18 protein-coding genes are annotated in these 24,729 nt (G+C 73.6%); 6 read left to right on the top strand and 12 right to left on the bottom strand.

From position 1 onward, the window contains the following. Positions 1-74 precede the first annotated feature (74 nt). Positions 75-1,598 carry an adenylyl-sulfate kinase gene (gene cysC, locus CLV70_RS20810; protein WP_106128189.1) on the bottom strand — a complete coding sequence of 508 codons (1,524 nt, stop codon included), beginning with the start codon at positions 1,596-1,598 and terminating at the stop codon, positions 75-77. A 157-nt stretch (positions 1,599-1,755) separates the two neighbouring features. Here cysC and CLV70_RS20805 point away from each other — a divergent pair, with 157 nt between their 5' ends. The 3 genes from CLV70_RS20805 to CLV70_RS41755 all read left to right on the top strand — a co-directional run bounded on the left by CLV70_RS20805 (position 1,756) and on the right by CLV70_RS41755 (position 6,744). Continuing rightward, positions 1,756-3,042, top strand: coding sequence for a glycoside hydrolase family 26 protein (locus tag CLV70_RS20805; protein ID WP_245908353.1), 1,287 nt, complete (start codon positions 1,756-1,758; stop codon positions 3,040-3,042). A 76-nt stretch (positions 3,043-3,118) separates the two neighbouring features. Continuing rightward, positions 3,119-6,496, top strand: coding sequence for a tetratricopeptide repeat protein (locus CLV70_RS20800; RefSeq protein ID WP_106128188.1), 3,378 nt, complete (start codon positions 3,119-3,121; stop codon positions 6,494-6,496). 113 nt (positions 6,497-6,609) lie between these two features. Further along, positions 6,610-6,744, top strand: coding sequence for a hypothetical protein (locus tag CLV70_RS41755; RefSeq protein WP_281260477.1), 135 nt, complete (start codon positions 6,610-6,612; stop codon positions 6,742-6,744). 43 nt (positions 6,745-6,787) lie between these two features. Here the strand turns inward: CLV70_RS41755 and CLV70_RS20795 are convergent, their stop codons facing one another. From CLV70_RS20795 to CLV70_RS20770, 6 genes are all read right to left on the bottom strand, one after another. Further along, positions 6,788-7,498, bottom strand: coding sequence for an ABC transporter permease (locus tag CLV70_RS20795; protein WP_106128187.1), 711 nt, complete (start codon positions 7,496-7,498; stop codon positions 6,788-6,790). 1 nt (position 7,499) lies between these two features. Further along, positions 7,500-8,411, bottom strand: coding sequence for an ABC transporter ATP-binding protein (locus tag CLV70_RS20790; protein ID WP_211303824.1), 912 nt, complete (start codon positions 8,409-8,411; stop codon positions 7,500-7,502). Next, positions 8,408-9,271, bottom strand: coding sequence for an ABC transporter permease (locus tag CLV70_RS20785; RefSeq protein ID WP_106128186.1), 864 nt, complete (start codon positions 9,269-9,271; stop codon positions 8,408-8,410). The genes CLV70_RS20790 and CLV70_RS20785 overlap by 4 nt, the downstream gene beginning before the upstream one ends. Then, on the bottom strand, positions 9,264-10,178 hold the full coding sequence (locus CLV70_RS20780; RefSeq protein ID WP_106128185.1) for an ABC transporter ATP-binding protein: 915 nt from the start codon (positions 10,176-10,178) through the stop codon (positions 9,264-9,266). Before CLV70_RS20780 ends, CLV70_RS20785 begins: the two co-directional genes overlap by 8 nt. Before the next feature lie 90 nt (positions 10,179-10,268). After that, positions 10,269-10,676, bottom strand: a complete 408-nt coding sequence (locus CLV70_RS20775; protein ID WP_106128184.1) for a RidA family protein — start codon at positions 10,674-10,676, stop codon at positions 10,269-10,271. A gap of 111 nt (positions 10,677-10,787) precedes the next feature. Next, on the bottom strand, positions 10,788-11,933 hold the full coding sequence (locus tag CLV70_RS20770; RefSeq protein WP_106128183.1) for a hypothetical protein: 1,146 nt from the start codon (positions 11,931-11,933) through the stop codon (positions 10,788-10,790). A gap of 79 nt (positions 11,934-12,012) precedes the next feature. Here CLV70_RS20770 and CLV70_RS20765 point away from each other — a divergent pair, with 79 nt between their 5' ends. Together CLV70_RS20765 and CLV70_RS20760 are read left to right on the top strand one after the other, a co-directional pair. After that, positions 12,013-12,585 (top strand): RNA polymerase sigma factor, encoded by a 573-nt coding sequence (locus CLV70_RS20765; protein WP_245908352.1) that lies wholly within the window; start codon positions 12,013-12,015, stop codon positions 12,583-12,585. Further along, positions 12,578-13,303: a hypothetical protein gene (locus CLV70_RS20760; protein WP_106128182.1), complete on the top strand. Its 726-nt coding sequence runs from the start codon at positions 12,578-12,580 to the stop codon at positions 13,301-13,303. The genes CLV70_RS20765 and CLV70_RS20760 overlap by 8 nt, the downstream gene beginning before the upstream one ends. 48 nt (positions 13,304-13,351) lie before the next feature. Here CLV70_RS20760 and ppc read toward each other — a convergent pair whose 3' ends face one another. Next, the gene (gene ppc, locus CLV70_RS20755; protein WP_106128181.1) at positions 13,352-16,147 is read right to left on the bottom strand and encodes a phosphoenolpyruvate carboxylase; all 2,796 of its coding nucleotides are present in this window, start codon (positions 16,145-16,147) and stop codon (positions 13,352-13,354) included. A 249-nt stretch (positions 16,148-16,396) separates the two neighbouring features. Between ppc and CLV70_RS20750 the strand changes: the two genes are divergently transcribed. Then, positions 16,397-17,896 carry a lysyl oxidase family protein gene (locus tag CLV70_RS20750; RefSeq protein ID WP_106128180.1) on the top strand — a complete coding sequence of 500 codons (1,500 nt, stop codon included), beginning with the start codon at positions 16,397-16,399 and terminating at the stop codon, positions 17,894-17,896. Between the two features lie 4 nt (positions 17,897-17,900). Here CLV70_RS20750 and CLV70_RS20745 read toward each other — a convergent pair whose 3' ends face one another. The 4 genes from CLV70_RS20745 to CLV70_RS20730 all read right to left on the bottom strand — a co-directional run bounded on the left by CLV70_RS20745 (position 17,901) and on the right by CLV70_RS20730 (position 24,588). After that, entirely contained in the window at positions 17,901-18,941 is a 1,041-nt protein-coding gene (locus CLV70_RS20745) for a glycoside hydrolase family 6 protein (RefSeq protein WP_106128179.1), read from the bottom strand. Beyond that, a complete protein-coding gene (gene glxA / locus CLV70_RS20740) occupies positions 18,941-20,890 on the bottom strand; it encodes a radical copper oxidase GlxA (RefSeq protein WP_106128178.1) in 1,950 nt (649 codons plus the stop codon). Before glxA ends, CLV70_RS20745 begins: the two co-directional genes overlap by 1 nt. Next, positions 20,887-22,704 carry a glycosyltransferase family 2 protein gene (locus CLV70_RS20735; protein ID WP_245908351.1) on the bottom strand — a complete coding sequence of 606 codons (1,818 nt, stop codon included), beginning with the start codon at positions 22,702-22,704 and terminating at the stop codon, positions 20,887-20,889. The genes glxA and CLV70_RS20735 overlap by 4 nt, the downstream gene beginning before the upstream one ends. A gap of 99 nt (positions 22,705-22,803) precedes the next feature. Then, positions 22,804-24,588 carry a hydrogenase maturation protein gene (locus CLV70_RS20730; RefSeq protein ID WP_106128177.1) on the bottom strand — a complete coding sequence of 595 codons (1,785 nt, stop codon included), beginning with the start codon at positions 24,586-24,588 and terminating at the stop codon, positions 22,804-22,806. Between the last annotated feature and the right edge of the window lie 141 nt (positions 24,589-24,729).

Raw genomic sequence — 24,729 nt, 5'->3', positions numbered from 1 at the left:
TCGGCAATCGGGCGTTTCGCCCCCGAGGGGTAAACGGCCCGTGCGCCGATGCGTAACTACTCCGCCGCCACCGGTTACTTCATCTCGGGCTCCACCCAGCCGCTGTCGACGAGGTACGCGAGCACGGAATCGACGGCTTCGGGCACCGTCATGTCGGTGGTGTCGATGGTCAGCTCGGCGTCGGTGGGGGTCTCGTACGGGTCGTCCACGCCGGTCATGCCGCGCAGCTGGCCGGCGCGGGCGCGGGCGTACAGGCCCTTGCGGTCGCGCTGCTCGCAGACCTCCAGCGGGGTGGCCACGTGCACGAGGAGGAAGCCGGCCCCGGCCTCGACGGCCATCCGGCGCACGGCGGCGCGGGCCTGCGCGTACGGGGCGATCGGGCAGGCGATGGCCATGCCGTGGTGGCGCGCGACCTCGGCCGCCACCCAGCCGATCCGCCGCACGTTGCGGTCCCGGTCGGCGCGGCTGAAGCCCAGACCGGCGGAGAGCTCGCGGCGCACCACGTCGCCGTCGAGGAAGGTGATCGTCCGCTCGCCGCTCTCCCGCAGCGTGTCGGCCAGCCCGCGGGCGATCGTGGACTTGCCGGAGCCGGAGAAGCCGGTGAAGAACACGACCAGGCCGCGGTGCCGGCGCGGCGGGCGGACCCGGGCCAGCTCCTTGGCGACGGCCGGCGGGGTGTGCCACTCGGGCAGCGGGAAGCCCCGGTCCAGCAGGTCGTTGATCTCGGAGGCGGTCATCGCGAGGCGGCGGTTGCGGGGCGGGATGTCGTCGCGCCAGCGCCACTGGCCGTCCCGGTTGTCGTACGCCAGCTCGCGCGGCACCAGCACGCGCAGGCCGGCGCCGGAGAGCATGTCGCCGGTGGACAGCACGTGGGTCACTCCGTACGCGGTGACCACCCGGGCCCGCAGCAGGGCGTCGCGCATCTCGTCGCCGCGGGTCATCAGCGGGACCGCGACGATGGTCGCGGGGGGCATCCGGTCGCGGGCCGCGAAGACCGCGCGGACCAGCGCCTCGGGCGGCAACCCGTCCGGGCCGGGGCCGGTGACCGGAATGAAGATCAGCAGGTGCGCGGCGAGCGTGCGGGCGGCGTGCGCGATCTGCGCCAGCTGCGGGCGGTGCAGCGGGCGGTCGGCGATGACCCCGAGCACGCGCCCCGGCGGCAGCAGCGCCTTGACCTCCTCGGGGGTCCGGCGCAGCCGCTGGAACGGCCCGTGCCCGCCGTCGCCCATCCGGCGCACGGTGCCGCCGGCCGCGTAGCGCCCCTCGGTGGTCGGCCACGCGTCGGTGATCTCGATCGCGGCCACCGGCGCGCCCTCGGGGTCGGTGAGCACCACCGTGCGCCGCAGCGGGTCGTCGAGGTCCAGGCCGGTGGCGAGCTCGGCCGGGATCTCGAGGGTCACCGCGACCGGCCACGGCGTGCCGTCGGCGAGCTTGCCGCGCCGGCGCAACGCCTGCAGGTCGGCGCGGCCGAGGAAGCCGGTCAGCGGGGCGTACGCGCCGGCCAGCAGCAACTCCAGATCGGCCAGTTCGTGCGCGCGCGGCGTGTAGGACGGCGCGTCGCGCAACACGTCCTCGGGCAGCACAGAACCGTCGTTCACCTAAGACTCCCCCTGCAGTGACTTGAGGGACAGTTTCTCAGTCGGACCGGCCGGGGTCGAGCGCGGCTCCGAAGTCGGTCCGTTCTCGACTGTGGCGATCCGACTGACTGCGTCGGGTAGTCGACAAAACGGACTTTAGATCCGATACTGGGCCATCGTGAGACGTCGACCGCGCCGCATCCTCTTCCTGCACCTCACCGCCATCACGGCCGTCTTCAGCATCTCGGCCGTCGCCACGCTCTCCTGGGCGTGGACGGGCGGGGTGGACCAGCTCGGCCTCCCGTACGGGCCGGACCCCGTCCTGGTGCCGGGGCCGGCCGCGACCTCGCTGCCCGGCGCGCCGCGGGACCTGCCGTCACCGGCCGAGCCCGGCGTGCCGCTCCGCACCGGGGAACCGGCCGCCTCCACCGCCGCGCGACCGTCCACTGCGGGACCCGCCGCGTCCGGCAAGGGCCGCACGGAACCCGGCGCCCCGGCGCCGGCCGGCTCGTGCCGTACGGGAAAGAAGCTCGTCCCGACCTGCGGGGTGCTGTGGGGCGTGGCGCCCGGGGCGTTCACGGACGCCCGGGGCCGGCGGGCGCTCGTGGCCTTCGAGGAGAAGACCGGCCGGCACCAGGACATCTACCACGCCTACCACCGGGGCAACGGCCAGCTCTTCCCGACGAAGGAGGAGATCGCCATCGCCCGGGAGCGGGGCAAGGAGCGGCTGCTGTTCCTCAACTGGAAGCCGCGCGGCGCCTCCTGGGCCAAGATCGCCAAGGGTGACCGGGCGACGGACAAGTTCCTCGACAAGCTCGCCGCGCACATCAACGAGGACTTCCCCGAGCAGTTCTTCTTCACCGTGCACCACGAGGCCGAGGACAACATCCGGGAGAAGGCCGGCTCGGGCTACACCGCCAGGGACTACGCCGCCATGTACCGGTACGTCGTCCGGCGGCTGCGCGCGCACGGCGTGGACAACCTGGTCACGGTGCTGGTGCACATGGCGTACGTGCCGCACACCAGCAAGAAGTGGTTCGGCGACATGTACCCGGGCAACGACGTCGTCGACTGGATCGGCTTCGACACGTACGCGTACAGCGACCCCGGATACGGCCACGGCGACTTCGCCGAGCTGCTGAACCGGCAGTCGTCGGCGCGGCCGAACTGGCCCGGCTTCTACAACTGGGCCACCGCCGAGCACCCGGACAAGCCGCTGATGGTCGCCGAGTGGGGCGTCTGGTCGTCGAAGCGGAACCCGCGCCACAAGGCCGAGTTCTACCGGGAGGTGGGCCGGCAGATCCGCAAGTTCCCGCGGATCCGGGCCATGGTCCACTTCGACACGCCGCACAACCAGGAGGGGCGCGAGTCCTCGGTGGACGCGACGCCGGAGTCGCTGGCCGCGTACCGGCGGCTCGGCAGACTGCCGGTGTTCCAGGTCGAGGTGGCACCGGCGCTGCCGTGACGGCGGGCGGCGGGGGACTATCCTGACGGGAGCCTCGCGCCACCCCGCCGCAACCGGCCCGAACAGGGATGATCGGATGAGCGCTCCGGACGGTCCACCGCCCGGGGAGGTCCGGACGCCGGATGATCTTCGCCGGGCGCTCGTCGCGCTCAAGAAGAGCCGGGGCCTCACGTACGACCGCATCCGCCGGCCGGCGCGGCTGCCCAAGAGCACCATCAGCGACGCCTTCACCGGCAAGTCGGTGCCGACCCGCGAGACGCTGACCGCGCTGCTGCTCGCGTGCGGCGTCGACCGGGCGAGCCTCGGGCCGTGGCTGGCGGCCCGGGAACGGGTGGCCGGGCGCCCCGCCGGGCCCGGGCCGGAGGCGGTCGCCCTGCGCAACCCGCGCGACCTGGGCGTGCACGCGGCCATCGAGGTGGACGGCGCGCCCGGTGCGCTGCCGGCGTACGTGAGCCGGGACGCCGACCCGCAGCTGCGGGCCGCGCTGCGGGCCGGCGGCTTCATCCTGCTCGTCGGCGCCTCGTCGGTCGGCAAGACCCGGTCGGCGTACGAGGCGGCGCGCGGCGAGCTGCCCGACTGGACGCTGGTGCAGCCCGGCTCCCTCGCGGACCTCGACCGGATCGCCGGGGAGCCGCCGGCCGACACCGTGGTGTGGCTGGACGAGATCCACGGCTTCATCGCGGACGGGCTGGACGCCCCGCTGGTCCGGCGGCTCACCTCGGCCGGGCGCCGGACCGTGCTGATCGGCACGCTGTGGCCGGAGCACTACCTGACCTATGTCGCCTTCGCCGATCCGCGGACGCCCGACGGCGATCCGTACAAGCGCGAGCGGGAGCTGCTCCGGCACGCCCACGTCGTCGACATCGGGCCGCGGCTGTCCGGCGCCGAGACCGCGCGGGCGCGGGAGAAGGCGGCCGTCGACCCGCGGATCGCCATCGCCCTGGACTCGGACGCCGGCCTCATCCAGACCCTCGCGGCCGGCCCCGAGCTGGTGCGCCGGTGGCAGAACGCGCCCTCGCCGTACGCGCACGCCCTCATCACCGCCGCGATCGACGCCCGCCGCCTGGGCGTCGCCGAGCCGTCCGCCGCGCTGCTCGCCGACGCCGTGCCGGGTTACCTGTCGCGGCCGCTGCGGGGCGACGCACCCCCCGACTGGTTCGCGGCGTCCCTCGCGTACGCAACCACCCGCGTGCACGGTGCCACCTCGCCGCTGGGTCCGGTGGGCCGGGAGATGGGCCGCGTCGACGGCTACCGGGTGGCCGACTATCTGCAGCACCACGCCCTGCGGACGCGCGCCGGCCAGGTGCTGCCGCCGAGCCTCTGGCGGGCCTGCCTCGCGCACGCGGCCGACCGGCGGGAACTGCTCGCGGTGGGCTGCGCCGCGTACGACCGGGCGATGCCGCGGACGGCCGGCGACTTCTTCCGCGCCGCGGTGCGGGCCGGCTCCGCCGCGGCGCTCTACACCCTGATCAGCCTCCTCTCCGAGCAGGGGCGCGGCGACGCGATCGAGGAGGCCTGGCGGCTGGGCGCCGCCCGCGGCCTCCCGCACGCCCGGGAGCGCCTGGCGGCCCTGCTGGAGGGCGAGGGCCGGATCGCCGACGCCGAGGCGGTCTGGCGCGAGGCCGCGGTGGAGCCCGGTACGGCCGCAGAACCGCTGGTCGGGCTGCTGCTGCGGGCCGGCCGGCTGGACGACGCCTGGGCCGAGGCCGCTGAGCATCCCGGCGACCTCACCTCGGCGGCGTGGTCGCAGCTCGCCGAGGAGTCCGCGGCGGCCGGGAGGCTGGAGGACGCGGCGCGGGCCTGGGGCGCGGCCTCGGACCGGCCCGACGCCCCGAGCCGCCGCGCCCGGATCCTGCGGGAACTGGGCGACCCGGACGCCGCGGTCGCCGTGCTGGAGGAGTCGATCGCGCGGGGCAACTGGCAGTCCCGGGAGACCCTGGTCGGGCTGCTCGACGGCCTGGACCGCACCGCCGAGGCGGTCCGGGTGCTGGAGGAGGGGGCGGCGGCGGGCGAGTTCAACTGCCGGCATCAGCTCGCCGCGTACCTGATCCACCACGGGCGCGAGGCGGAGGCCGTGGAGCTCTGGACGCGTGCGCTGCGCCGCCGCCCCGACGCCGAGTCGTGGGCGACGGTGATCTCCCTGCTGGAGGCGCTGGAGGACGACGCGGCCCTCGAACGGATCCTCCGGTGGGGACGCACGCGCCGGCTGCCCGGTGCCGGGCAGGCCCTGGAGGAGTTGCTCCGGCGTACGGGCCGGGAGGCGGAGGTGATCGCCGAGTGCCGTGCGGCGGTGGCGGCCGGCGACCCGTTCGCCTGGAGCCGGCTGTGCCGCCTGCACCAGGAGGCGAAGCGCTACGGCGAGGCCCTGGAGATCGCCGAGGAGGCCGTCCGGGCCGGGGCGCGGATCTCGGTGGAATGGCCGGCCGGGCTGGACCCGGACGTGCTCCCGGCGGAGGCGGTCGAGCGGGTGTGGCGGCTCGCGGCCGGCGCCGGCAACACCGGCGCCCGGTCCCGGATGGCCGAGCTGCTGCGGCGGCAGGGCCGCGACGAGGACGCGGTGGAGGTCTGGCGCGCCGGGTATGCCGCCGGCGAGGTGAGCGCGCAGCTGAACCTCGTGCAGATCCTGTGCAGCCTCGGCCGCCGCGGCGAGGCCATCGAGATCATGAAGCGCGACGCGGAGGAGCGCGCCGAGGCCGTGACCGGCCTGGTGAACCTCCTCGTCGAGGACGGCGCGGTGGACGAGGCGCTGGGATACCTGCGCGCGGCCGCCCGGGCCGGGGACGTGCTGGCCTGGCGGCGGTCCGCCGAGCTGCTGGTGGGGCGGGAGCGCGGCGAGGAGGCGCTGGAGGTCTGGCGGGAGGCGCTCGACGCCGGGATCCCGGGGGCCAGGCGGGCGCTGAGCGACCTGCTCGGCGAGCTCGGCCGCGACGAGGAGGCGGCCCGGGTGTGGCGGGACGCCCTGGCGGCCGGGGTGCTGGGTGCGCGCCGGGCGCTGGCCGATCTGCTCGTCGCCCAGGGCGACATCGAGGGCGCGACCGAGCTGTGGCGCGAGGCCGTCCGCGAGGGCAAGCCGCCGGCCCGCCGGGAGCTCGCCCAGCTGCTGCACCGCACCGGGCGGGTCCGGGAGGCCCAGCACGAGTGGTACGCGGCCATCACGGCGGGGGATCCGTACGCCCGCCACGGGCTGTACCGCCTGCTGCGGGAGGAGGGCCTGCACGACCGCGCCGTCGATCTCCTCCGCAACGGCGTGCGGCACCCGCTGGACGACCGCCTCGGCCTCGAACCCGGCGCCGAGCGGCCCGCGGCTGTCGAAGAAGCGGCCTTCGAAGAAGCGGCCCTCGGAGGAGCGGTCTTCAGCGAGCCGGCGGCGGCCCTGGGGGCTCGCAGCCGCGTGCCGAACCCCCGCCGGACCGCGCCGGACCGCCTCCGGACCCGGGCCGACGGCCGAGCCTGACGGCGTCGACGGTTCGGACCGGTCCGGAGCCGCTGCCGGACCGGCCCGGCGGCCCGCACCCTGGCATCACCGGCCGGACAGCGGCCGGCCAGGCGATCCGGGGAGGAAATGGGATGGTCCGCAGGCGACGCGAGCGCGCTGAAGGCTCGGCGGGACGGCGATCGCTGGCCGAGACGGCCGTCGGGGCGGTGCTCGCGGGAGCGAGCCGAGCCCTCGTCGAGGGGCTGCTCCGCTGGCTGGGAACGTGAGGGCCGGGTGCCCGGGCCGGAGCGGCCCGGGCACCCGCGGCGGTCAGCTCGTCTCGCCGGCCATCGAGAAGGAGCGCAGCCGGTCGACCGAGTAGATCGCGCAGCCCACCACGAAGATGCCGCCCATCACCACCGCGACCGGCAGGGAGACCTTGGACTCCAGCAGCGCCGTCGGGGTGATCTTGTCGGCGATGGTGATGACGTACTGCTCGATGGAGAGCACCCGGGTGCCGCTCACGAAGCGGCCCAGCAGGCCCTCCCACACCAGGATGTAGACCAGGCCGAGCAGGACCGGCCGCCGGGTCAGCAGGCTGAGCAGCAGGAACAGCGACGAGTACGCGAACGCGCCGACGACCGAGGCCACCGCGAGGGCGAGGCCGAGCCCCACCGAGTCGGCCAGCCAGCCCGCCAGGAACAGCGGGACCGCCGCCGTCACGGCGCTCACGCCGACCGCCACGCCGAGCTTCGCCAGGATGATGTCCCGGCGGGGCAGCGGCTTCGTCAGGATGTGCACGATCGTGCCGTCGTCCACCTCGGAGCCGAGCACGCCGGTGCCCACGATCAGGGACACCACCGGCAGCAGCACCGCGAGACCGAGCCCCACCAGCACCGGGGTGCCCCAGTCCGAGGGCCTGACGTCGTACGCCCGGCACAGCCCCGCCAGGCCGACCAGCAGCAGCGGCAGGGGCAGCAGGAGAAGCGCCCGCCGGCGGCCGAAGAGGCCCCGGGCGGTGATCCACGCGACCGTCGACATGTCAGGCCTCCAGCAGGTAGGAGAAGACGCTCTCCAGGGATTCGTCGGACGGGATCAGCTTGCGCAGGCGGATGCCCTGGTCCAGGGCGATCCGCGGCAGCGCGCGGGTGAAGCTGCCGTAGTCGCCGGCCCGTACGGTCATCCCGGTGGCCTCGATCTCCACGCCGGTGACCGACTTCTCGCCGATCAGCGCGACGGCCAGGCGGCGGTCGTCGGACGACTGCACCGCGAAGACGTGCGGGCGGTTCGTCATCAACCGGCGGATCTTGCGGTAGTCGCCGGACGCCGCGAGCCGGCCCGCCACGATCACCTGGACCGTGCCGGAGACCTGCTCGACCTCCTCGAGGATGTGCGAGCTGAACAGGATCGTGTGGCCGCGGTCGCCGAGCTCGTGCAGCAGCCCCATCATGTGCATGCGCTGCCGCGGGTCCATGCCGTTGAACGGCTCGTCGAGCAGCAGCACCTGCGGGTTGTGCACGAGCGCCGCCGCGACCCGGGTGCGCTGGCGCATGCCCTTCGAGTACGTCTCGATGCGGCGGTCCGCGGCCGGTGCCATCTCGACCATGTTCAGCGCCCACTCGGTGGCCGCCTTCGGGTCGGGCAGCTTCTGCATCTTCGCCGACGCGTGCACGAACTCGCGGGCGGTCAGGAAGCCGTGCACCGCCTCGCGCTCGGCGACCAGGCCGAGCTGCCGGTAGACCGCCGGGTTGCGCCAGGTGGGCGTGCCGTCGACGGTCACCGTGCCCCGGGACGGCGCGAGGAAGCCCGCCATCATGTGCAGGACCGTGGTCTTGCCCGCCCCGTTCGGGCCGAGCAGGCCGGTCACCCCGGGGTCCAGGGTCATGCTGATGTCGTTGACGGCGACGACGTTGCCGTACCAGCGCGAGACGTTCTGCAGGTCCACCGTGGTCACAGCGCGGCCACCCTCCGGTAGCGGGCGAGTAGGAGCAGCAGGCAGGCCGCGATCAGGGTGGCCGCCTCGATGGCGTACACCGGACCGAAGTTGCCGATCATGAGGCCGGTGTTCGCGGACGGCACCAGCCACTGGCCCACGCCGCTGACCAGGGTCATCGGGCTGGCCAGGCCGGCCATCTCCTGCGCGTCGGTGGACGGCAGGATGGACAGCACGCCGACCACCGGGGTGGTCATCAGGAACACCGCGACGATGCCGCCGGCCGCGAACGCGCGCTTGCCGGTGAGCGAGGCGATGAGCAGGCCGATGCCGGTGAACAGCAACGCCCACAGCAGGCTGTAGCCCCAGCCGGGCAGCAGGTCGCCGAGCTCGTGCCAGACGTCGGACATGCCCTTCTTGGTGGTGAAGGCCGCCCCGAGGAACATGATGAGCTGGGGCACGGCGAGCAGCCCCCACACGGCCGCCACCATGGCGGCGACCTTCGCGCCGATGTAGTCCGCGGCCCGCAGCGGGCGGCTGAAGTACAGCGGCAGGACGCCGGCCCGCAGGTCCCGGGAGACCAGCTCGGGCGCGACGATCGCCACGAAGAAGATGATCAGCCAGCTCATCGCGTCGGCGAACTGGATGTAGTTGAGCGGCACCACGCCGGTCTGGGACCGGACGGCGGCGAGGATCACCGCGACCAGGGTGACGATGCCGACCACCAGCCACGGGAAGATCTTGGCCTTCGCCGAGCGGCCGAGACCGTACGCGGCCCGCAGCCCGTGCACGAAGATCGCACCGAACACCGCGCCCCGGCCCAGCCGCGGGCCGGTGTAGCGCTGGTACCCGATGTCATGGATGACGCTGGCCTCAGACATCGGCGGTCTCCCTCGGGGCGAAGAGCTCGGCCACCCGGTGGCGGCGCTGGTCGAGACGGTGCAGCGGCAGGTCGAGATCGGCGACCGCGCGCAGGATCCGGTCGTACGTGTCGTCGTGGTCCAGCGGCACGAGCAGCAGCCGCCCGTCCACCTGCGGAGTCAGGCCCAGACCGGTGAGCGCGGCGGCCAGTTCCTCCGTACCCTCGGAGACCTCGACCGCGAGCACGTCGCTGACCTCGGTCATCGCCGAGATCCGGTCGGCGCGCAGCAGCCGGCCGCCCTCGATCGCGATCAGCGAGTCGCAGATCCGCTCGACCTCGCCGAGCAGGTGCGAGCAGACCACCACGGAGATGCCGAACTCGGTGCCGATGCGGTGCACCAGGGCGAGCATGGCGTCGCGGCCGGCCGGGTCGAGGCCGTTGGTCGGCTCGTCGAGCAGCAGCAGGTCGGGGTCGTGCACGAGCGCCTGGGCCAGCTTGACCCGCTGCTTCATGCCGGTGGAGTAGCCGCCGATCTGCCGGTAGCGCTCCTCGTAGAGCCCGACGTGCCGCAGCGCCTCGGAGGCGCGCTCGCGGGCGGCGGTGCGCGGCAGGCCGCTGATCCGGCCGAGGTGGGTGACGAACTCGGCCGCGGACACGTCCGGCGGCAGGGCGTCGTGCTCGGGCATGTACCCGACCTTGGCCCGGACCCGGTCCGGGTCGACCGTCGGGTCGATGCCGAAGACCCGGACCTGCCCGCCCGAGGGCGGGATCAGGCCCAGCAGGATCTTGATGAGGGTGGACTTGCCGGCGCCGTTCGCGCCGACCAGGCCGATGATCCCGGGCTCGACGGAGACGCTGAGGTCGTGCAGGGCGGTCACCCGCCCGCCGTACGTCTTGGTCAACCCTTGGGTTTCGATGAGGCTCACGGGTGCCAGCCTAGGAACAGTTGTCACCTGCGCGGATCAGGTGATGCCCCGGACTCGCCCCTGAGTCGCGTCTCTATCGAAGGGCGGAGCTCAGTCGAGCACCGCGACGGCCTCGACCTCGACCAGGTGCTCGGGTACGTCCAGCGCCGCGACCCCGATCAGGGTGGCCGGCGCCATCGGGGTGGTGCCGAGCTTGGCGCTCGCGCGGGCGATCCCGTCCATGAGGAGGGGCATCTTGTCGGGGGTCCAGCCGACGACGTAGGCGGTCAGCTTCGCCACGTCGTCGAAGGTGGCCCCGGCGCCGGCCAGCGCGGTGCCGACGTTGAGGTAGCACTGCTCCACCTGCGCGACGAGGTCGCCCTCGCCCACGTTGGTGCCCTCCGCGTCCCAGGCGACCTGCCCGGCGAGAAAGACGAGCCGCGTCCCGGACGCGATCGCCACCTGGCGGTACACGGGGATCTCCGGCAGGCCGGCGGGGTTCGTCAGGGTGATGGCCATGGTTGCTTCTCCTCGGTTTCCAGTGGGTACTGAGAAACCGTAAGAGAGCGATCGTGAGCTGGGAAGAGCGCACTTATTGGTGACTCAGTAACCTTCCGGGAACCCAGCAGGTCAGTCCCGTGGGACGACGTGGCGCAGGACGGTCAGCCCGGGGACGCGCACCCGGTCGCGCTGCTCGCCGGACGCCGTGCCGAGCCACGTGACGCCGTCCGGGCCGCCCAGGTAGAGCAGGCTCCCGTCCCGGTTCAGCGCCAGACCCCGGACCTGCGACGCGGTCGTCCAGCGGGTGACGGCGCCGCCGTCGAGGACGGTCACGGTGGTGCCGGAGCCCGCGTACGTGCGCCCGCCGGCCGCCAGGGCCAGCGCGGCGGTGCCCTGCGTGTTCGGCACGGATTCGACCCGCTCGACCGTCAGGTTGGCGGTACTGGCGTATGCCAGCGACCCCGAGGACACGTCCACCACGCCGAGCCGCCCGCCGGTGGGGTCGACGGCGATGGCGTGCGACTCGGCCGGCCCCTCGCCGAACGGGTGCGGGAGATCCAGGCAGTACGCCCACCGCTGCTCGAGGTGGAGCACGTGGACGAAGGCGTGCACGTTCCCCCGCCGGCCGGCGACGAGGTCGCGGGTGTGCCGGTGGCCGGGCTGGTGCGTGTAGAGCGTGTAGAGCACCTGCCGGTCGGGGGAGAGCACCGCCTGGCGGCCCTGCCCGCGCATCTCCTCCTCGGCGCCCGCCGGCACCGGCACCTTCGCCCGGGTCAGCAGCGGCCGGAGCGCGCCGGTCGCCAGATCCATCAGCCGCACCCGGTAGCGCTCGGGGTCCTCCGGCGGCAGCCACTCCAGCACGAACAGGCCGGTGTTGTCGGCGGTGAACGCGTCCGGCTGGACCGTCTCCGGCGCGTCGTACCGGCGCTGCCCGCCCCCGCGGGCGACCAGGAGCGAGCCGCCCCGCCGCAGGACGCAGGCGGTGCCGTCGGGGGACACCACCTGAGGTGCCCAGCCGGCCTCGAGCGGTACGGCCGCCGCCGGGCCGACCAGGGTGTCCGCCTCGACCGCGTACCGGAACCTGCCGTCCGGGCTGGCCGCCGCCAGCCTGCCGAGCGGCCGGACCCGCGTGCCGTCGAGCACCGCCAGGCCCTCGGTGGTCTCCGCGACCAGCACGTCCGGTACGGCCACCGCCGGGCGGCGGCGAGGGGGATCGCAGGCGGACACGGCTACCGCCGAGCCCGCCATGATGAGGAAGGTGCGCCGGGTCGTCATGACCTGCCGACACCGCCGCGCGGGGAAAAGTTCCCGGGCCGGGAACCGATCCGCCCCGGGCGGTGTCGGCACAGCGGAGGTGTCGAGGCTGAACAGGGTCGGCGAACTCGATGACGCGACCGCCGCCGGGCGGGCCCGCGACGGTGACCTGGACGCGTACGAGGTCCTGGTCGCCCGCTGGACCGCGCCCGCGCACCGGTTCGCGGTGCTGCTCGGCGCCGGGGTGGACGCCGACGACGTGGTGCAGGAGGCGTTCGTGAAGGCGTACCGGCAGCTCGGGCGGTATCGCGGCGAGTCCGGTTTCCGGCCGTGGCTGTTCTCCACCGTCGCCAACGAGACGCGCAACCTGCACCGCTCCCGCAAGCGCCGGGACGGGCTGGCCCTGCGCGCCGCGGCCCGCGAGGAGGCCGAGCCGCTGAGTCCGGATCCGGCCGACCTGACGCTGGCCGTCGAACGCCGCCGGCAGCTCGTCGACCAGGTACGCCTGCTCGACTTCCGCGAGCGCGAGGTGCTGGTGTGCCGCTACTTCCTCGACCTGTCCGAGGCGGAGACGGCGGAGGCGCTGGACATCCCGAAGGGCACGGTGAAGTCGCGGACGTCCCGGGCGCTGGCCCGGCTGCGCGACCGGCTGGGGGAGGTGGCCGGTGCCTGAGGACGACGCCCTGATCGCCGAGCTCCGCGCCCTGGAACCCTGGCTCGACACCGGCGAACCCGCCGACCGGCGCGCCGCGGTCCGGGCCCGGCTCGTAGCCCGCCCCGCCCGCATCCGGCACCGGAAGCGTTGGATCGCCGCCGCCGTGGCGGCCCTCGCCGGCGCGGTGATCGCCGTGTCCCCGGCGCGGGCCGCGGTGGTCGACGCCGTCGACGGCGTGCTGCGGATCGTCGGCATCGAGGTGCGCGCCGGCGGCCCCGGGGAGCTGCCGCCGCGGCCGGACCCGCTGCCGTCCCGGGGCCCGGTCACGCTCGCCCAGGCCCGGGCGGCCGCGCAGTTCCCGGTGGTGGTGCCGGCGGCTCTGGGCGTACCGGACAGGGTGGAGCTGGCCGACCCGGATGCCGGCGGCGCGCCGCGGGTCGTGACCATGACCTTCCGCGGCGGTGCCGTGCGCTTCGATCAGTTCGACGGGAGCGTGTCGCCCGCCTTCCTGAAGTCCTCCGGGGAGGCGCGCTGGACCGAGGTCGGCGGCAGCACCGCGATCTGGCTGCCCGGCCCGCACGCGGTCACGTACGTCGACCGCGCCGGCCAGGAACGCACCGCGACGGGCCGGCTGGCCGCGCCTACCCTGATCTGGTCGACCGGGACGGTGACCTACCGGCTGGAGGGCATCGCCACGCTGGCCGGGGCCACGGCCGTCGCCGGCGACCTGAAATGAGCCGGGCCGGGCACCACGGGGGTGCCCGGCCCGGCTCGTCCGTGCGGGTCAGCCGGTGTTGCGCATGCCGGCGGCGATGCCGTTCACCGTGGTCAGCAGCGCTCGCTCCAGGGCCGTCGAGTCCGACGGCGCGCGGCGCGCACCCGGCGCGGTGGGCAGCTGGCGGTCGCCGTCGCCGAGGTCGCGGTACTGCCGGAGCAGGGCGACCTGGAGGTGGTGCAGCGGCTCCAGGTACGTGTCGCGGACGCCGAGCGTGCGGGACAGCTCCGGCTGCGCGGAGAGCAACTGCTCGCTGCCGGTGATCGCGAGGATCTCCTGGACCGTCTTCTCGTACTCCTGCTCGATGGTCGCGAAGATCGGCTGCAGGCCGGCCGGCACCAGCGTCTCGACGTAGCGCCGGGCGATGGTCAGGTCCGTCTTCGTCAGCATCATCTCCACGTTGGAGATGAAGGTGCGGAAGAACTGCCAGTCGGCGAACATCTCGTGCAGCGCCTCGCCCTGGCCGGCCTCGCGGACCGCGGCCAGGCCGGTGCCGACGCCGAACCAGCCGGGCACGATCTGCCGGGTCTGGGTCCAGCCGAAGACCCACGGGATGGCGCGCAGGCCGCCCAGGCCGGCGTCCGTGTTGGGCCGCTTCGCCGGGCGGGAGCCGATGTTCAGCGCGCCGAGCAGCTCGGTGGGGGTCGCCGCCCAGAAGTACGCCGGCAGGTCCGGGTTCTCCACCAGCTCCCGGTAGCGCCGGTATGCCGCCGCCGAGGCGGTGTCCATCGCCGCGTCCCAGCGCTTCAGCGACTCGAGCTCCACCGACGGCTCGGTGTGCAGCAGGGTGGCCTGGAGCACCGCCGCCACGGTCAGCTCGAGGTTCTCCCGCGCCAGGGCGGGCAGCGTGTACTTGTCGGAGATGACCTCGCCCTGCTCGGTCACCTTGATCGCGCCGTCGAGGGTGCCGTACGGCTGGGCCAGGATCGCCTCGTGGGTGGGGCCGCCGCCCCGGCCGACCGTGCCGCCGCGGCCGTGGAACAGCCGGAGCCGTACGCCGTGCCGGGCGGCCACGTCGCGCAGCGCCCGCTGGGCCTTGTGGATCGACCACTGGCTGGTGGTGATGCCGGCTTCCTTGTTGCTGTCGGAGTAGCCGAGCATGACCTCCTGGAGGTCGCCGCGGGCCCGGACGATCTCCCGGTACGCCGGCAGGGACAGCATCTCGTCCAGCAGCTCGCCGCCCGCGTCCAGCTCGGCCGGGGTCTCCAGCAGCGGGACGATGCCGATCCGCGCCCGCCCGCTGTGGATGTCGACCAGGCCGGCCTCGCGCGCCAGCACCGCGGCGGCCAGGACGTCGTCGACGCCCAGGGTCATCGAGATGATGTACGACTCCACCACCTCCGCGCCGAAGCGGTCCTGCGCCTCGCGGATGGTGTTGAAGACGTCGAAGGTCTTGCGGGCCGACTCGGTCAGCGGGGTGTCCGCCGACGACAGCGGCCGGCGACCGGTCAACTCGGCGGCCAGCACCTTGGTGCGGTCCTCGCGGCTCAGCGCGGTGTAGTCGTCCACCTCGCCGACCTGCGTGTACATCTGGGCGAGCACCTCGTGGTGCTTCTCCGCGTGCTCGCGGACGTCGAGGGTGGCGAGCTGCAGACCGAAGGCGGACACCGTACGGATGGCCGACGCGACCGTGCCCACCGCGGTCAGCTGCCCGGAGTTGCGGGCCAGCGACGCGCGGATGAGCTCGAGGTCGCCGATGAGCTGGTCGCTGCCCAGGTAGTCGCGGCCCGGCACGTGCGCGGTGCCCTGCCGCAGCCGCTGCCGGGTGTTGGCCAGTTTCGCCTTCACGCAGCGCACCTTGAGCCGGTAGGGCTCCTCGGCGTTCACGCGGCGGAACCGGGGCGCCACCTCGGGAAGGGCGTCGAGGTCGGCGGCCAGGCTCGCGGACAGGTCCAGCGACACCCCGCGCAGCCGCCGGGACACCGACAGCTCGTCGATCAGGGCGTCCATTGCCGCCTCGGTGGCCTGGATGCCGTGCTCGTGCTGGATGATCAGCACGTCGCGGGTGACGGCCGGGGTGACGAACGGGTTGCCGTCGCGGTCGCCGCCGATCCACGAGCCGAAGGTCAGCGGCCGGGAGGTCGGTGCGGTCTCCACGCCGAGCTGGCGCAGCGTCTCCGCGAGGTCGTCGAGGACCTGGGGCGCGGCCTCGGCGTACAGGTCCTTGAGGTAGTAGACGGCGTTGCGGGCCTCGTCGGTCGGGTCCGGCCGGTCCAGGCGCAGCTCGTCGGTCTGCCAGAGCAGGTCGATCAGCTCGGCGAAGCGGCGGGTCGAGGCGGTGGTGTCGGAGGCGCCGTACAGCACCGCGGCGGAGGCCTCGGCGTCCAGCGAGTCGGCCAGCTGGCGCAGTTTGGACAGGATCGACCGGCGGGCGGCCTCGGTGGGGTGCGCGGTGAAGACCGGGCGGACGGCGAGCCGGCGCGCGGCGGCGGCGATCTCGTCGGCCGGTACGCCCTTCTCCGCGATCCGCTTGGCGGCCTGGTCCAGCCAGCCGCCGTCGCGGGCGCGGCGGCGCTGCAGGTCGCGGGCGCGGTGCACCTGCTCGGTGATGTTCGCGAGGTGGAAGTAGGTGGAGAACGCCCGGGCCAGCTTGGTGCCGGTCGTGACGTCCATCGCGGCGAGGCGCTCCGCGGCGGCGGGGGCGTCCGCGCGGACCAGCGCACGGACCTCCTCGACCAGGTCGAGGAGCGGCTTGCCCTCCTGCCGGGCGAGGGTCTGGCCGAGCAGCGTGCCGATGCGGCGGATGTCCGCGCGCAGGGCGGCGTCGGGGCCGTCGGGGTCGAGCTGGCCGTGCTGGTCTGTCACCGGGGCGCTCCTTTGCATCATCACGTGCGGAGGACAGCGCTGTCCCGACTTCCGCGATCGTATCGGTGCGGTGCCCTGGCTGCGTGGTTTGAGGTAAGTCTCATAGCGGCTTACGTCTGCTTCACACCTTTCCGGTTTACCTGTGCGACACAAACCCCCTCGGAAGGAAAAAGCATGACAAGCAGGACTCGGTTGCTCACTGCCGGTGCGGTTACCGCAGCGGTGGCACTCGCGGGGGCGGGTGTCGGAGTGGCCTCAGCGGCTGCTGACCCGCCGCCGCTCGCCTTCACCTCGGCCGCGCCCGACGTGATCGCGGAGCGCTACACGTGGGACGAGGGCGCGCACCTCTACCTCGATCTCGGCATCAACGTGATCGCGGGCAAGGACCCGTTCGAGATCCGGGCCACCCGGAAGTCGTACGCCGACCCGATCGACGCCCAGCAGTACGTCGTGAAGAACGGCAAGCGCAAGGCGGTGAGCCTGCCGGCCGGGATGGTCACCGACTGGTACGGCCTCAAGGACTTCACCACCGTCTCGATCACGAACGAGGCCGGCACGGAGGTGGCGAACTACCAGACCGACTTCTGCCCGAACTCGTACAACTCGGCGCGGACCCGGCGGGACGCCCCGGCGGAGACCCCGTACCCGCAGGGGTGCAACGGCGGCAACCCGTTCACCCTCGGCGCGGTCTGGGGCATCCAGGCCGGCTGGAACGGCGAGGTCGACAGCATGCCCCGCCGCCAGGAGCTGGACCTGCCCGACGGCAAGTACAAGGCGACGGTCACCCTGAACCAGCGGTACCGGGACTACTTCAAGATCGCGGCGGACGACTCCGCGATCACGGTCGGCGTCACCGTCACCACGGCCGAGCGCGACAAGCGCGGCGCCGCGGTCGCCGAGGCTCGCATCAAGGCCGCGCGGGCCGGCGAGGACACCTCCGAGCAGGCCGCCGTCGCGGAGCACGGCGAGCACGCCGGCCAGGGTGACCCGAAGCTCCAGATCTCGGCGTACAAGCCCGGCTTCCGGCCGCCGGCCAAGGCGCCGAAGGCGGTCAAGGCCTCGTCGATCGCCAAGGGCCCGCGTCCCGACCTGCGCTCGCTGCCCGCCTGGGGCATCTCGCTGTCGCAGGAGGACGAGAAGTGGTTCGTCAACTTCGGCGCCACCGTGTGGAACGCCGGCACGTCGCCGCTGCTGGTCGACGGCTTCCGGCGGACCGGCACCGAGCTGATGGACGCGTACCAGTACTTCTTCGACGCCAAGGGCAAGGAGGTCGGGTCGGTCGAGGCCGGCACGATGGAGTGGGACGCCCGGGAGGGTCACCGGCACTGGCACTTCACCGACTTCGCGCAGTACAACCTGCTCGGCTCGGACCAGAAGCTGGCCGTGCGCAGCGGCAAGGAGGCGTTCTGCCTCGCCAACACGGACGCGGTCGACTACACGATCCCGAGCGCCAAGTGGCGGCCGGACAACACCGACCTCTCCAGCTCCTGCGGGCAGAACACCGCGGTGGCGGTGCGCGAGGTGCTCGACATCGGCAACGGTGACACGTACACGCAGGAGCGGCCGGGCCAGTCCTTCGAGATCACCGATCTGCCGAACGGCACGTACTACATCGAGGTCAAGGCCAACCCGGCCGACAAGCTGACCGAGCTCAGCACGGCGAACAACACCGCGCTGCGCGAGATCAGGCTGGGCGGCACCCCCGACGCCCGCACCCTCGAGGTGCCGTCGGTGCACGGGCTGGACTGAGCCCTCACCGGGCGAGTTCGACGGCGTACGCGGCCCACCAGAGGCCGGCCGGGGGAGCATCGTCCCCGCACGCGCCGTCGGACTCGCCCGGCCGTTTCACCCACAGGTACGCGTCCACCAGCGGCACCCCGGTCCGCAGGGTCGGCGGCTCGCCCAGCGCGCGGCCGGGCGGATTGCACCAGTGCTGATTCCCCGCGCCCTTCTGCGCCGGCCCGTTGCCGTTGCGGCTGGTGTCCACGACGAAGTGCGCGCCGCCGAGCAGTGCGGACAGCCGGGTCCCGTACGCGATGTTGTCGGCGGTCGTCTCGAAGTTCGCCACGTTGAGCGAGAACCCGGTGGCCTGCCGGATGCCGGACCGGCGCAGCGCCGAGAGCATCCGCCCCGGCTCGGTGATCCAGGTCGGGTTGCCCGCGTCGAGGTACACGAGCACGCCGGGGATCGCCCGCAGCGCGCCGACCGCCTCGGCGAGCAGCCGGTACCGCTCGGCGGTGTCCTCGTCGTCGAGGCAGCCCTCGACCGCCTGCGGGATCGCGTCCGGCTCCAGCACGATGAGGGCGCGGTGGCCGTGCAGGGAGGCGGCTATGTCGCGTACCCATCGCCGGTAGGTCTCCGCGTCGGCCGCGCCGCCCGCCGACTGGCCCGAGCAGTCCCGGTCCGGGATGTTGTAGAGCGTGAGCACCGGGAGCCGGCCCGTCTGCGACGCCGCGGCGACCAACTGCCGGACCCGGTCGGCGTAGCCGGGGGAGTCGTCGGCGAACCAGGTGGCCACCGGGCGGTCCGCGATCCGGCGCACCAGCGCGGCGTCGGCGTGCCGGCCCTCCGCCTCCCAGTCCCGCACCTGCGCCGCGGCGGCCCCGTTCGGGTCGACGTAGAGCTCGGGCGGGCCCGGCGGTGCCGAGGTCCGCGCCGCGGGCGGACCGGCGACGACCGGCCAGTCCGCGCCGCGCAGCGAGAGCACGACGATGGCGGTGAGGACGAGGGCCAGCGCCAGCCCGGTGGCCGCCAGGGGCCACCGGGCACGGGCCGGCCGGGCGTGCCGGGACATCAGCGCACCTGGATCCAGCGGCCCACCGACGGCACGCCCCTGTCGTCGACGAGGAAGAGCATGTACCAGCCGGACGGCACCAACCCCCGGGCCTTCGGTACGGACAGCGCGAGCCCCCCGGTAGCCGGGCTGATGTCCAGCGCCACCGAGCGCTGGTCCACGTCGGTCACGTGGGTGACCGCGCTGGGCCGCATCAGCCGGGCCGCCCGGATGCGTCCGGCGTCGCGCGTGGCGATCGCGAACGTGGTGCCGCGCTGCACGGCGGCGGGACCCTTGCCGGCCACCGGACGCCGGCCCTTGAACAGGTACGGCGGGGAGTACACCTCGACCCGCTGCTCGAACGTGCCGGGGTTGCGCCCGCTGGGGTCGTACAGGGGATCGGAGCCGAGGGTGATGACCCGGCCGTCGGGCAGCAGCAGCGCCTCGGAGTGGTAGTTGCGCCCGACCGTGGACTCGGCGGCGGTCTCGAACCGGTCGGTCGCCGGGCGGTAGATCTGCGCGTTGAACAGGTCGCTGCGGGTCTTCCGGCCGTACCGGCCGCCGCGGTAGCCGGACGAGCCGCCGGTGGTCAGCACGGTGTCGTCGGGCAGCAGCACGGTGCTGAGGTAGCGGGCCGGGTTCGGCAGGTCGGGCCCGCGCCGGTAGGCGGGCGCCGGCTCGTCGAGGTCGGCGATCGCGGTGCGGGCCGTGGAGACCGGGGACTCGCCGACCTCGCCGCCCCCGAAGATCATCACCTGCTGGTTCTGGGCCGGCGGCAGCAGCACCGAGGAACTCGTCTCGGTCATCCGCGGGTCGGGCAGCCCGGGCACCGTGCGGAAGGTGTTGTTCTTGACGTTCCACAGCCCTGGGGTGCGCCCCTCGGTGTCGGAGCCGTAGCCCGCGTTCGAGCCGGAGAAGAACAGCTTCCCGTCCTTCAGCAGGTGCAGCGCCGGGTACGTCGGGAACACCCGCTTCAGCTCGGGCGCGTCCACCCAGCGCTTCTGGTCCTTGACGTAGCGCTCGTTGTCGCCGGGCAGCATCCGGCCGAACTCGTCCAGGCCGGACACGGCGAGCACGTCGCCGCCGGGCAGCTCGGCCAGCGTCGGGTACCACCGGTGCTCGACCATGTCGCCGGTGCGGATGTACCGCTCGGTGCGCGGGTCGAACTCGTACGACGTCTTGTCGCCGCCGTACTCCTGCTTCTCGCGGGTGATCTTGTCGGCCAGCCCGTACACGTTCTGCTTGTCCTTGCCGGTCAGCCCGGCGACCCGGTACTGCGCCGGGTGGTCGACGACCGGCGCGTCGCCCTCCTCGACGGCGTCCACCCAGACCTCGGCCTCGCCGGCGTGGGTCATCACCGTGCCGCCGTGGTTCATGGCCCTGGCGGGCGGCACGGTCAGCTTGTCGCGCGTGCGGTAGGCGGTGCCGTCCGCGGCGAGCAGCGTGGTGCCCTTCGGGAACTCCCGCGGGCCGCCGGCCGGCGACTCGTTCTTGATCTTCATGACGCCGGCCGCGTGGGTGATGTTCTTCTCCAGCACCTCGTACGACTTCGTCCCGCCGGCGATCAGCAGGTTGCCGCTGGGCAGGAAGGTGTGCCCGGCGCAGAACACGTCGGTCGGCGTCGGCACCTCCGAGAACGAGTCCTTCGCGGGGTCGTACAGCACCGTGCGGAAGGTGCCCGCCTCGAAGTTGTCCCGGTTGTTGCCGCTGCCGGCGACGATCAGGACCTTGCCGGTGCTCAGCAGCGCGGCGTGGATCGCGTTGACCCGGAAGCCGTGCGGCACCGGCAGCCGCGACCAGTGGCCGTACTTCTCCTTGTAGGACTGCCGGTTGATGGTGAAGTCGTGGTACGCCTCGGCGCCGAAGGCGACCATGGGGCGGTTCACGAACACGATGGCGCTCAGCACCAGCAGGGCGATGCCGGCGCTCAGCAGGCGGCGGGGCGTCGACGGGCGGGGACGGGGCTTCATGCGTACGACTCCACGGGTGTTTCGGTCTCCTTGTTGACGGCGGGCGGCGCGGGCGGTGGCTGCCGCCGGGCCGCCCTGCGGCGCTGGAATTCCTGGCCGGCCCAGATCGCCGGGGGGCTCAGGCAGACCAGGAGGTTGAGGCCGGGCCACAGCCACATCGCGCCGTCGACGTGGCCGCCGATCGGCGCGGCGATCAGCAGCGCGACGTAGAAGGCGGCCCAGCGCAGGCTCTGCTGGAACGTCAGCAGCCGGTCCGGGCTGGCCGAGTCGCCCTTGGGCGTCACCACGAAGCCGGCGCTGCGGCGCAGCAGGGCGCCCACGTACGAGGACACGTAGATCGGCGTGGACAGCGTCGAGATGACCATGCCGGCCAGCCCGGACGACCCGGCCTCCTCGTGCGGGCTGGTGTTGTGCCGCCGGTTCCACAGGTAGAGCCCGACCTGGAACAGCGCGGCGTCGACGTAGAGCATCAGCCACACCTGCGGCGGCACCTGGACGCCCTTCGCGCCCAGCACCAGGTAGCAGACCGCGTTGCCGGCGCCCAGCAGCCACGCCAGCGCGGTCAGCGGGTAGTACGACATCAGCAGCGCGTAGTGCAGCCCGCGCCGGAAGCCGAGGCGCCACGCGAACCGCGCGAAGGAGCGGAGCACGACCTCGTCGGTGCCGCGCGACCACCGGTGCTGCTGGGTGAAGTAGTCGGTCCAGGACGACGGCCCCTCGCCGACCGCCAGCACGTCCGGCGTGTAGACCGAGCGCCAGCGCTCACCCGACTCCGGGTTGCGTCCGCTGTGCACGACCAGGCTCGTCGCCATGTCCTCGGTGATGGAGTCCTGGAGGCCGCCGATGGCGCGCAGCGCGGCGATGCGTACGGCGTTGTTGGTGCCGACCAGCATCGAGATGCCCAGCCGGTTGCCCGCCCGCTGGAGCAGCGAATGGAACAGGTACTGCTGCGACTCGGCCCAGCGGGTCACGATGTTGTCGTAGTTGCCGTAGATCTGCGGGCCGACGACGAACGCGACGTCGGGGTCGCGGAAGTAGCCGAGCAGCCGTTCGCAGAAGTTCGGCATCGGCACGTGGTCGGGGTCCACCGAGACGAAGACGTCGTAGTTGTTGCCCTGCGCGTCGACCCACGAGTTGTAGTTGCCGTGCTTCGTCTTCGCCTTGTACGCGCCGGCCTCCGTGTTCCACCGCGCGACGCCCTTGCGGCTGAAGTGCCGTACGCCGGCCCGCTCGCACATCGCCTTGACCGCGTCGTCGTCGCCCTCGTCCAGCAGCCACACGTCGTACGGCCCCGCGTGCCGGATCGCCGTCGCCGCGCGCAGGGTGCGCTCGACCATCTCGATCGGCTCCTTGCCCGGCACGATCGTGGTGAGGAACGCGACCCGCAGGGCGGCGTCCGGCACCATCGGCACCGGATCCCGCGCCCACAGCGTGGCCAGGCACAGGGTCACCACATTGACGAGGCGGAACAGCTCGATCAGCGCGGTGGCCGCGATCATCGCGATGGTGGCGGCGTACAGCCACAGGTGCATGCCGGGGTCGGGCACCTCGATCGAGGAGAGCAGCCAGGCGAAGAACGTGCTCTCGAACGCGAAGGCGAACAGCGTGATGAGCACGGTCAGCACCGGCCGGCGGCGGGCGAGCGGGCGCATCCGCACCCGCTGCGGGCCGTCGCCGGGGACCTCGGCGGGGCCGGCCAGCACGCTGTAGCCGCTGTACTCGTACCGTCCGGGCAGCACCATCGTGGGCGCGCTGAGCGCCCGCACGAGCGCCGGATCGGCCGGCGTACGCGGTGCGGGTATCTCGTCGGTCATGGTGTCCTCTCGCAGGGGCCGCGCAGCAAGCGACGAGCACGGCGGAATACCGCCGTGCCGCGTCGCCGGGGGTGGTTGCGCTGGGTCCGGTGTGGACTGTCAGGCGGACATGGGTACGGCGGACCGCACGCGAAGCTGGCCCTCGGCGGACGCCGCGGCACCGCGGGTCCGGGGAAGCTGGCGCGGACGCGCGCGGTCCGGCGCAACGGCCGGCAGCAGGCGTGCGGGGGTGGCCGTGGGCTTCGCCTTGGTGACGAACGCGTGGCGGGCGGCCGCGAAGCCGGAGCGGTCACCGAACATGTCGCTGCTCATCTCGGCGAGCTCGCGCGCCTCGTACACGTCCAGCGGGATCCGCTCCCCGGCGAGCCGCCGTGCCTTGTCCGACTGCGTCCTGCGGGCGGTGCGCGCGTCCGCGTGGCGCAGGGCGAGCTCGGTCAGCCACTCCGCGTACGCCTCGGGGTGGCGCGGGCCCAGCTCGTCGACCAGCCCCAGCGCGCGGGCCCGCGGGGCGCTCACCGGGAGCTTGTCGTCGATCAGCCGCTGGGCGGTCTCCGGGCCGACGCGCCGCGGCAGCGTGTACGTGTGCAGCTCGGAGCCGTACAGGCCCATGTCGTAGTACGGGTTGAGCACGATGCCCTCGCGGGCCGCCACGACGTCCGCGCCGAGGCCGAGCATGGCGCCGCCGGCTCCGGCGCTGCCCGCGTACGCCGCCACGACGACCTGCCGGGTGCACCGGATCAGCTCGGTGCAGACGGCGTTGATCGCGTTGATGTTGACCCACGCCGCGGCGGCCGGGTCGGCGGCGGCCTCGACCACGTTGAGGTGGATGCCGTTGCTGAACGCGTCGGTGCCGCTGCGCAGCACGAGCACCCGGGTGTCCTGGGCGGCGGCGTGGCGGAACGCGTCGAGCAGCCGGCGGCAGTGGCCCGCGGACATCGCGCCGTTGTAGAAGTCGAACGCCAGCCAGCCGACCGGCCCGGTACGCCGGTACCGGATCTGCCGGTACGACGGCGCCTCGGGCTCCACGCCGGCGGCCAGCGGCGACTGCGGTACGCCCCGCAGCCGCTTGCCGAGCAGGGTGGTGGCGGGCAGCTTGATCCGCCTGGGGTCCGCCGCGTCGCGCAGGTGGCCCAGCCAGACGCTGCCGTCGCCGGTGCCGACCAGCACCGCGCCCTGCCGGCGTCCGACGATCGTCCCCGGCCGTACGCCCCGGGCCAGCCCGGCGTGGGCGTCGTAGGCGAAGACCTCCAGGCCGGCCAGCTCGGTGCGGACGCCCGGCGCCCCGTCCGCGGCCCGGATCCGGCGGATGATCTGCTCGGCCGGCGCCGACCAGTCGAAGGCCCGGTCGGCCTGGGTCATCGCGGGCCGGGGCCGGGCACCCTGCACCTCGACGGTGAGCTCGGTGGCCGGGGTGGGCTCGAAGGCGGGGTCGGCCGCCTTGGCCAGCACCTCGAAGGCGCACTCCAGCGCGGCGTCGGCGACCGGGCCGTTGTAGAGCGAGGACTTGCGAACAGTGGCCGGCATGGGGAACGTCCGGGCGGCCCAGATCGGGCCGGCGTCCATCTCCTCGACCGCTTGCAGCGCCGTGACGCCCCAGGTCGGGGTGCCATCGGCGATGGCCCAGTCGAGCGACGACGGCCCCCGGTCGCCGACCGGGCCGGGGTGCAGGATCACGGTGCGGACGTGCTGCCAGACCTGGGCGGGGACGCGGTCCTTGAGGAACGGGCAGAGGATCAGCTCCGGCCGGGCGGCGCGTACCCCGTCGATGATGTTCTGCGGGCCGGTCGCCAGCAGGACGCCGACGTCGTGGCCGGCCTCGCGCAGGGCACACCACACCCGCTGACTGAGCCCGTTGAACGCGGACACCAGAAGAAGAACCCGCACATTGCCTCCCCAGACAACAGCCCCCACCGTCGAACGGGCAGTCTCGACCGCCTGTTTGCCGCTATGTCGGACATGTTGTCCGATAGTGGTCCGTCACACCGGGGACGCCGGGTGGCGGACTAAGCTTGGGGGCATACCCCC

It is taken from the genome of Pseudosporangium ferrugineum (genome assembly GCF_003002065.1).
GTDB lineage: Bacteria > Actinomycetota > Actinomycetes > Mycobacteriales > Micromonosporaceae > Actinoplanes > Actinoplanes ferrugineus_A.
Note: the sequence above shows the minus strand (reverse complement) of the source record. Positions and strands in the feature narration are given on the sequence as shown.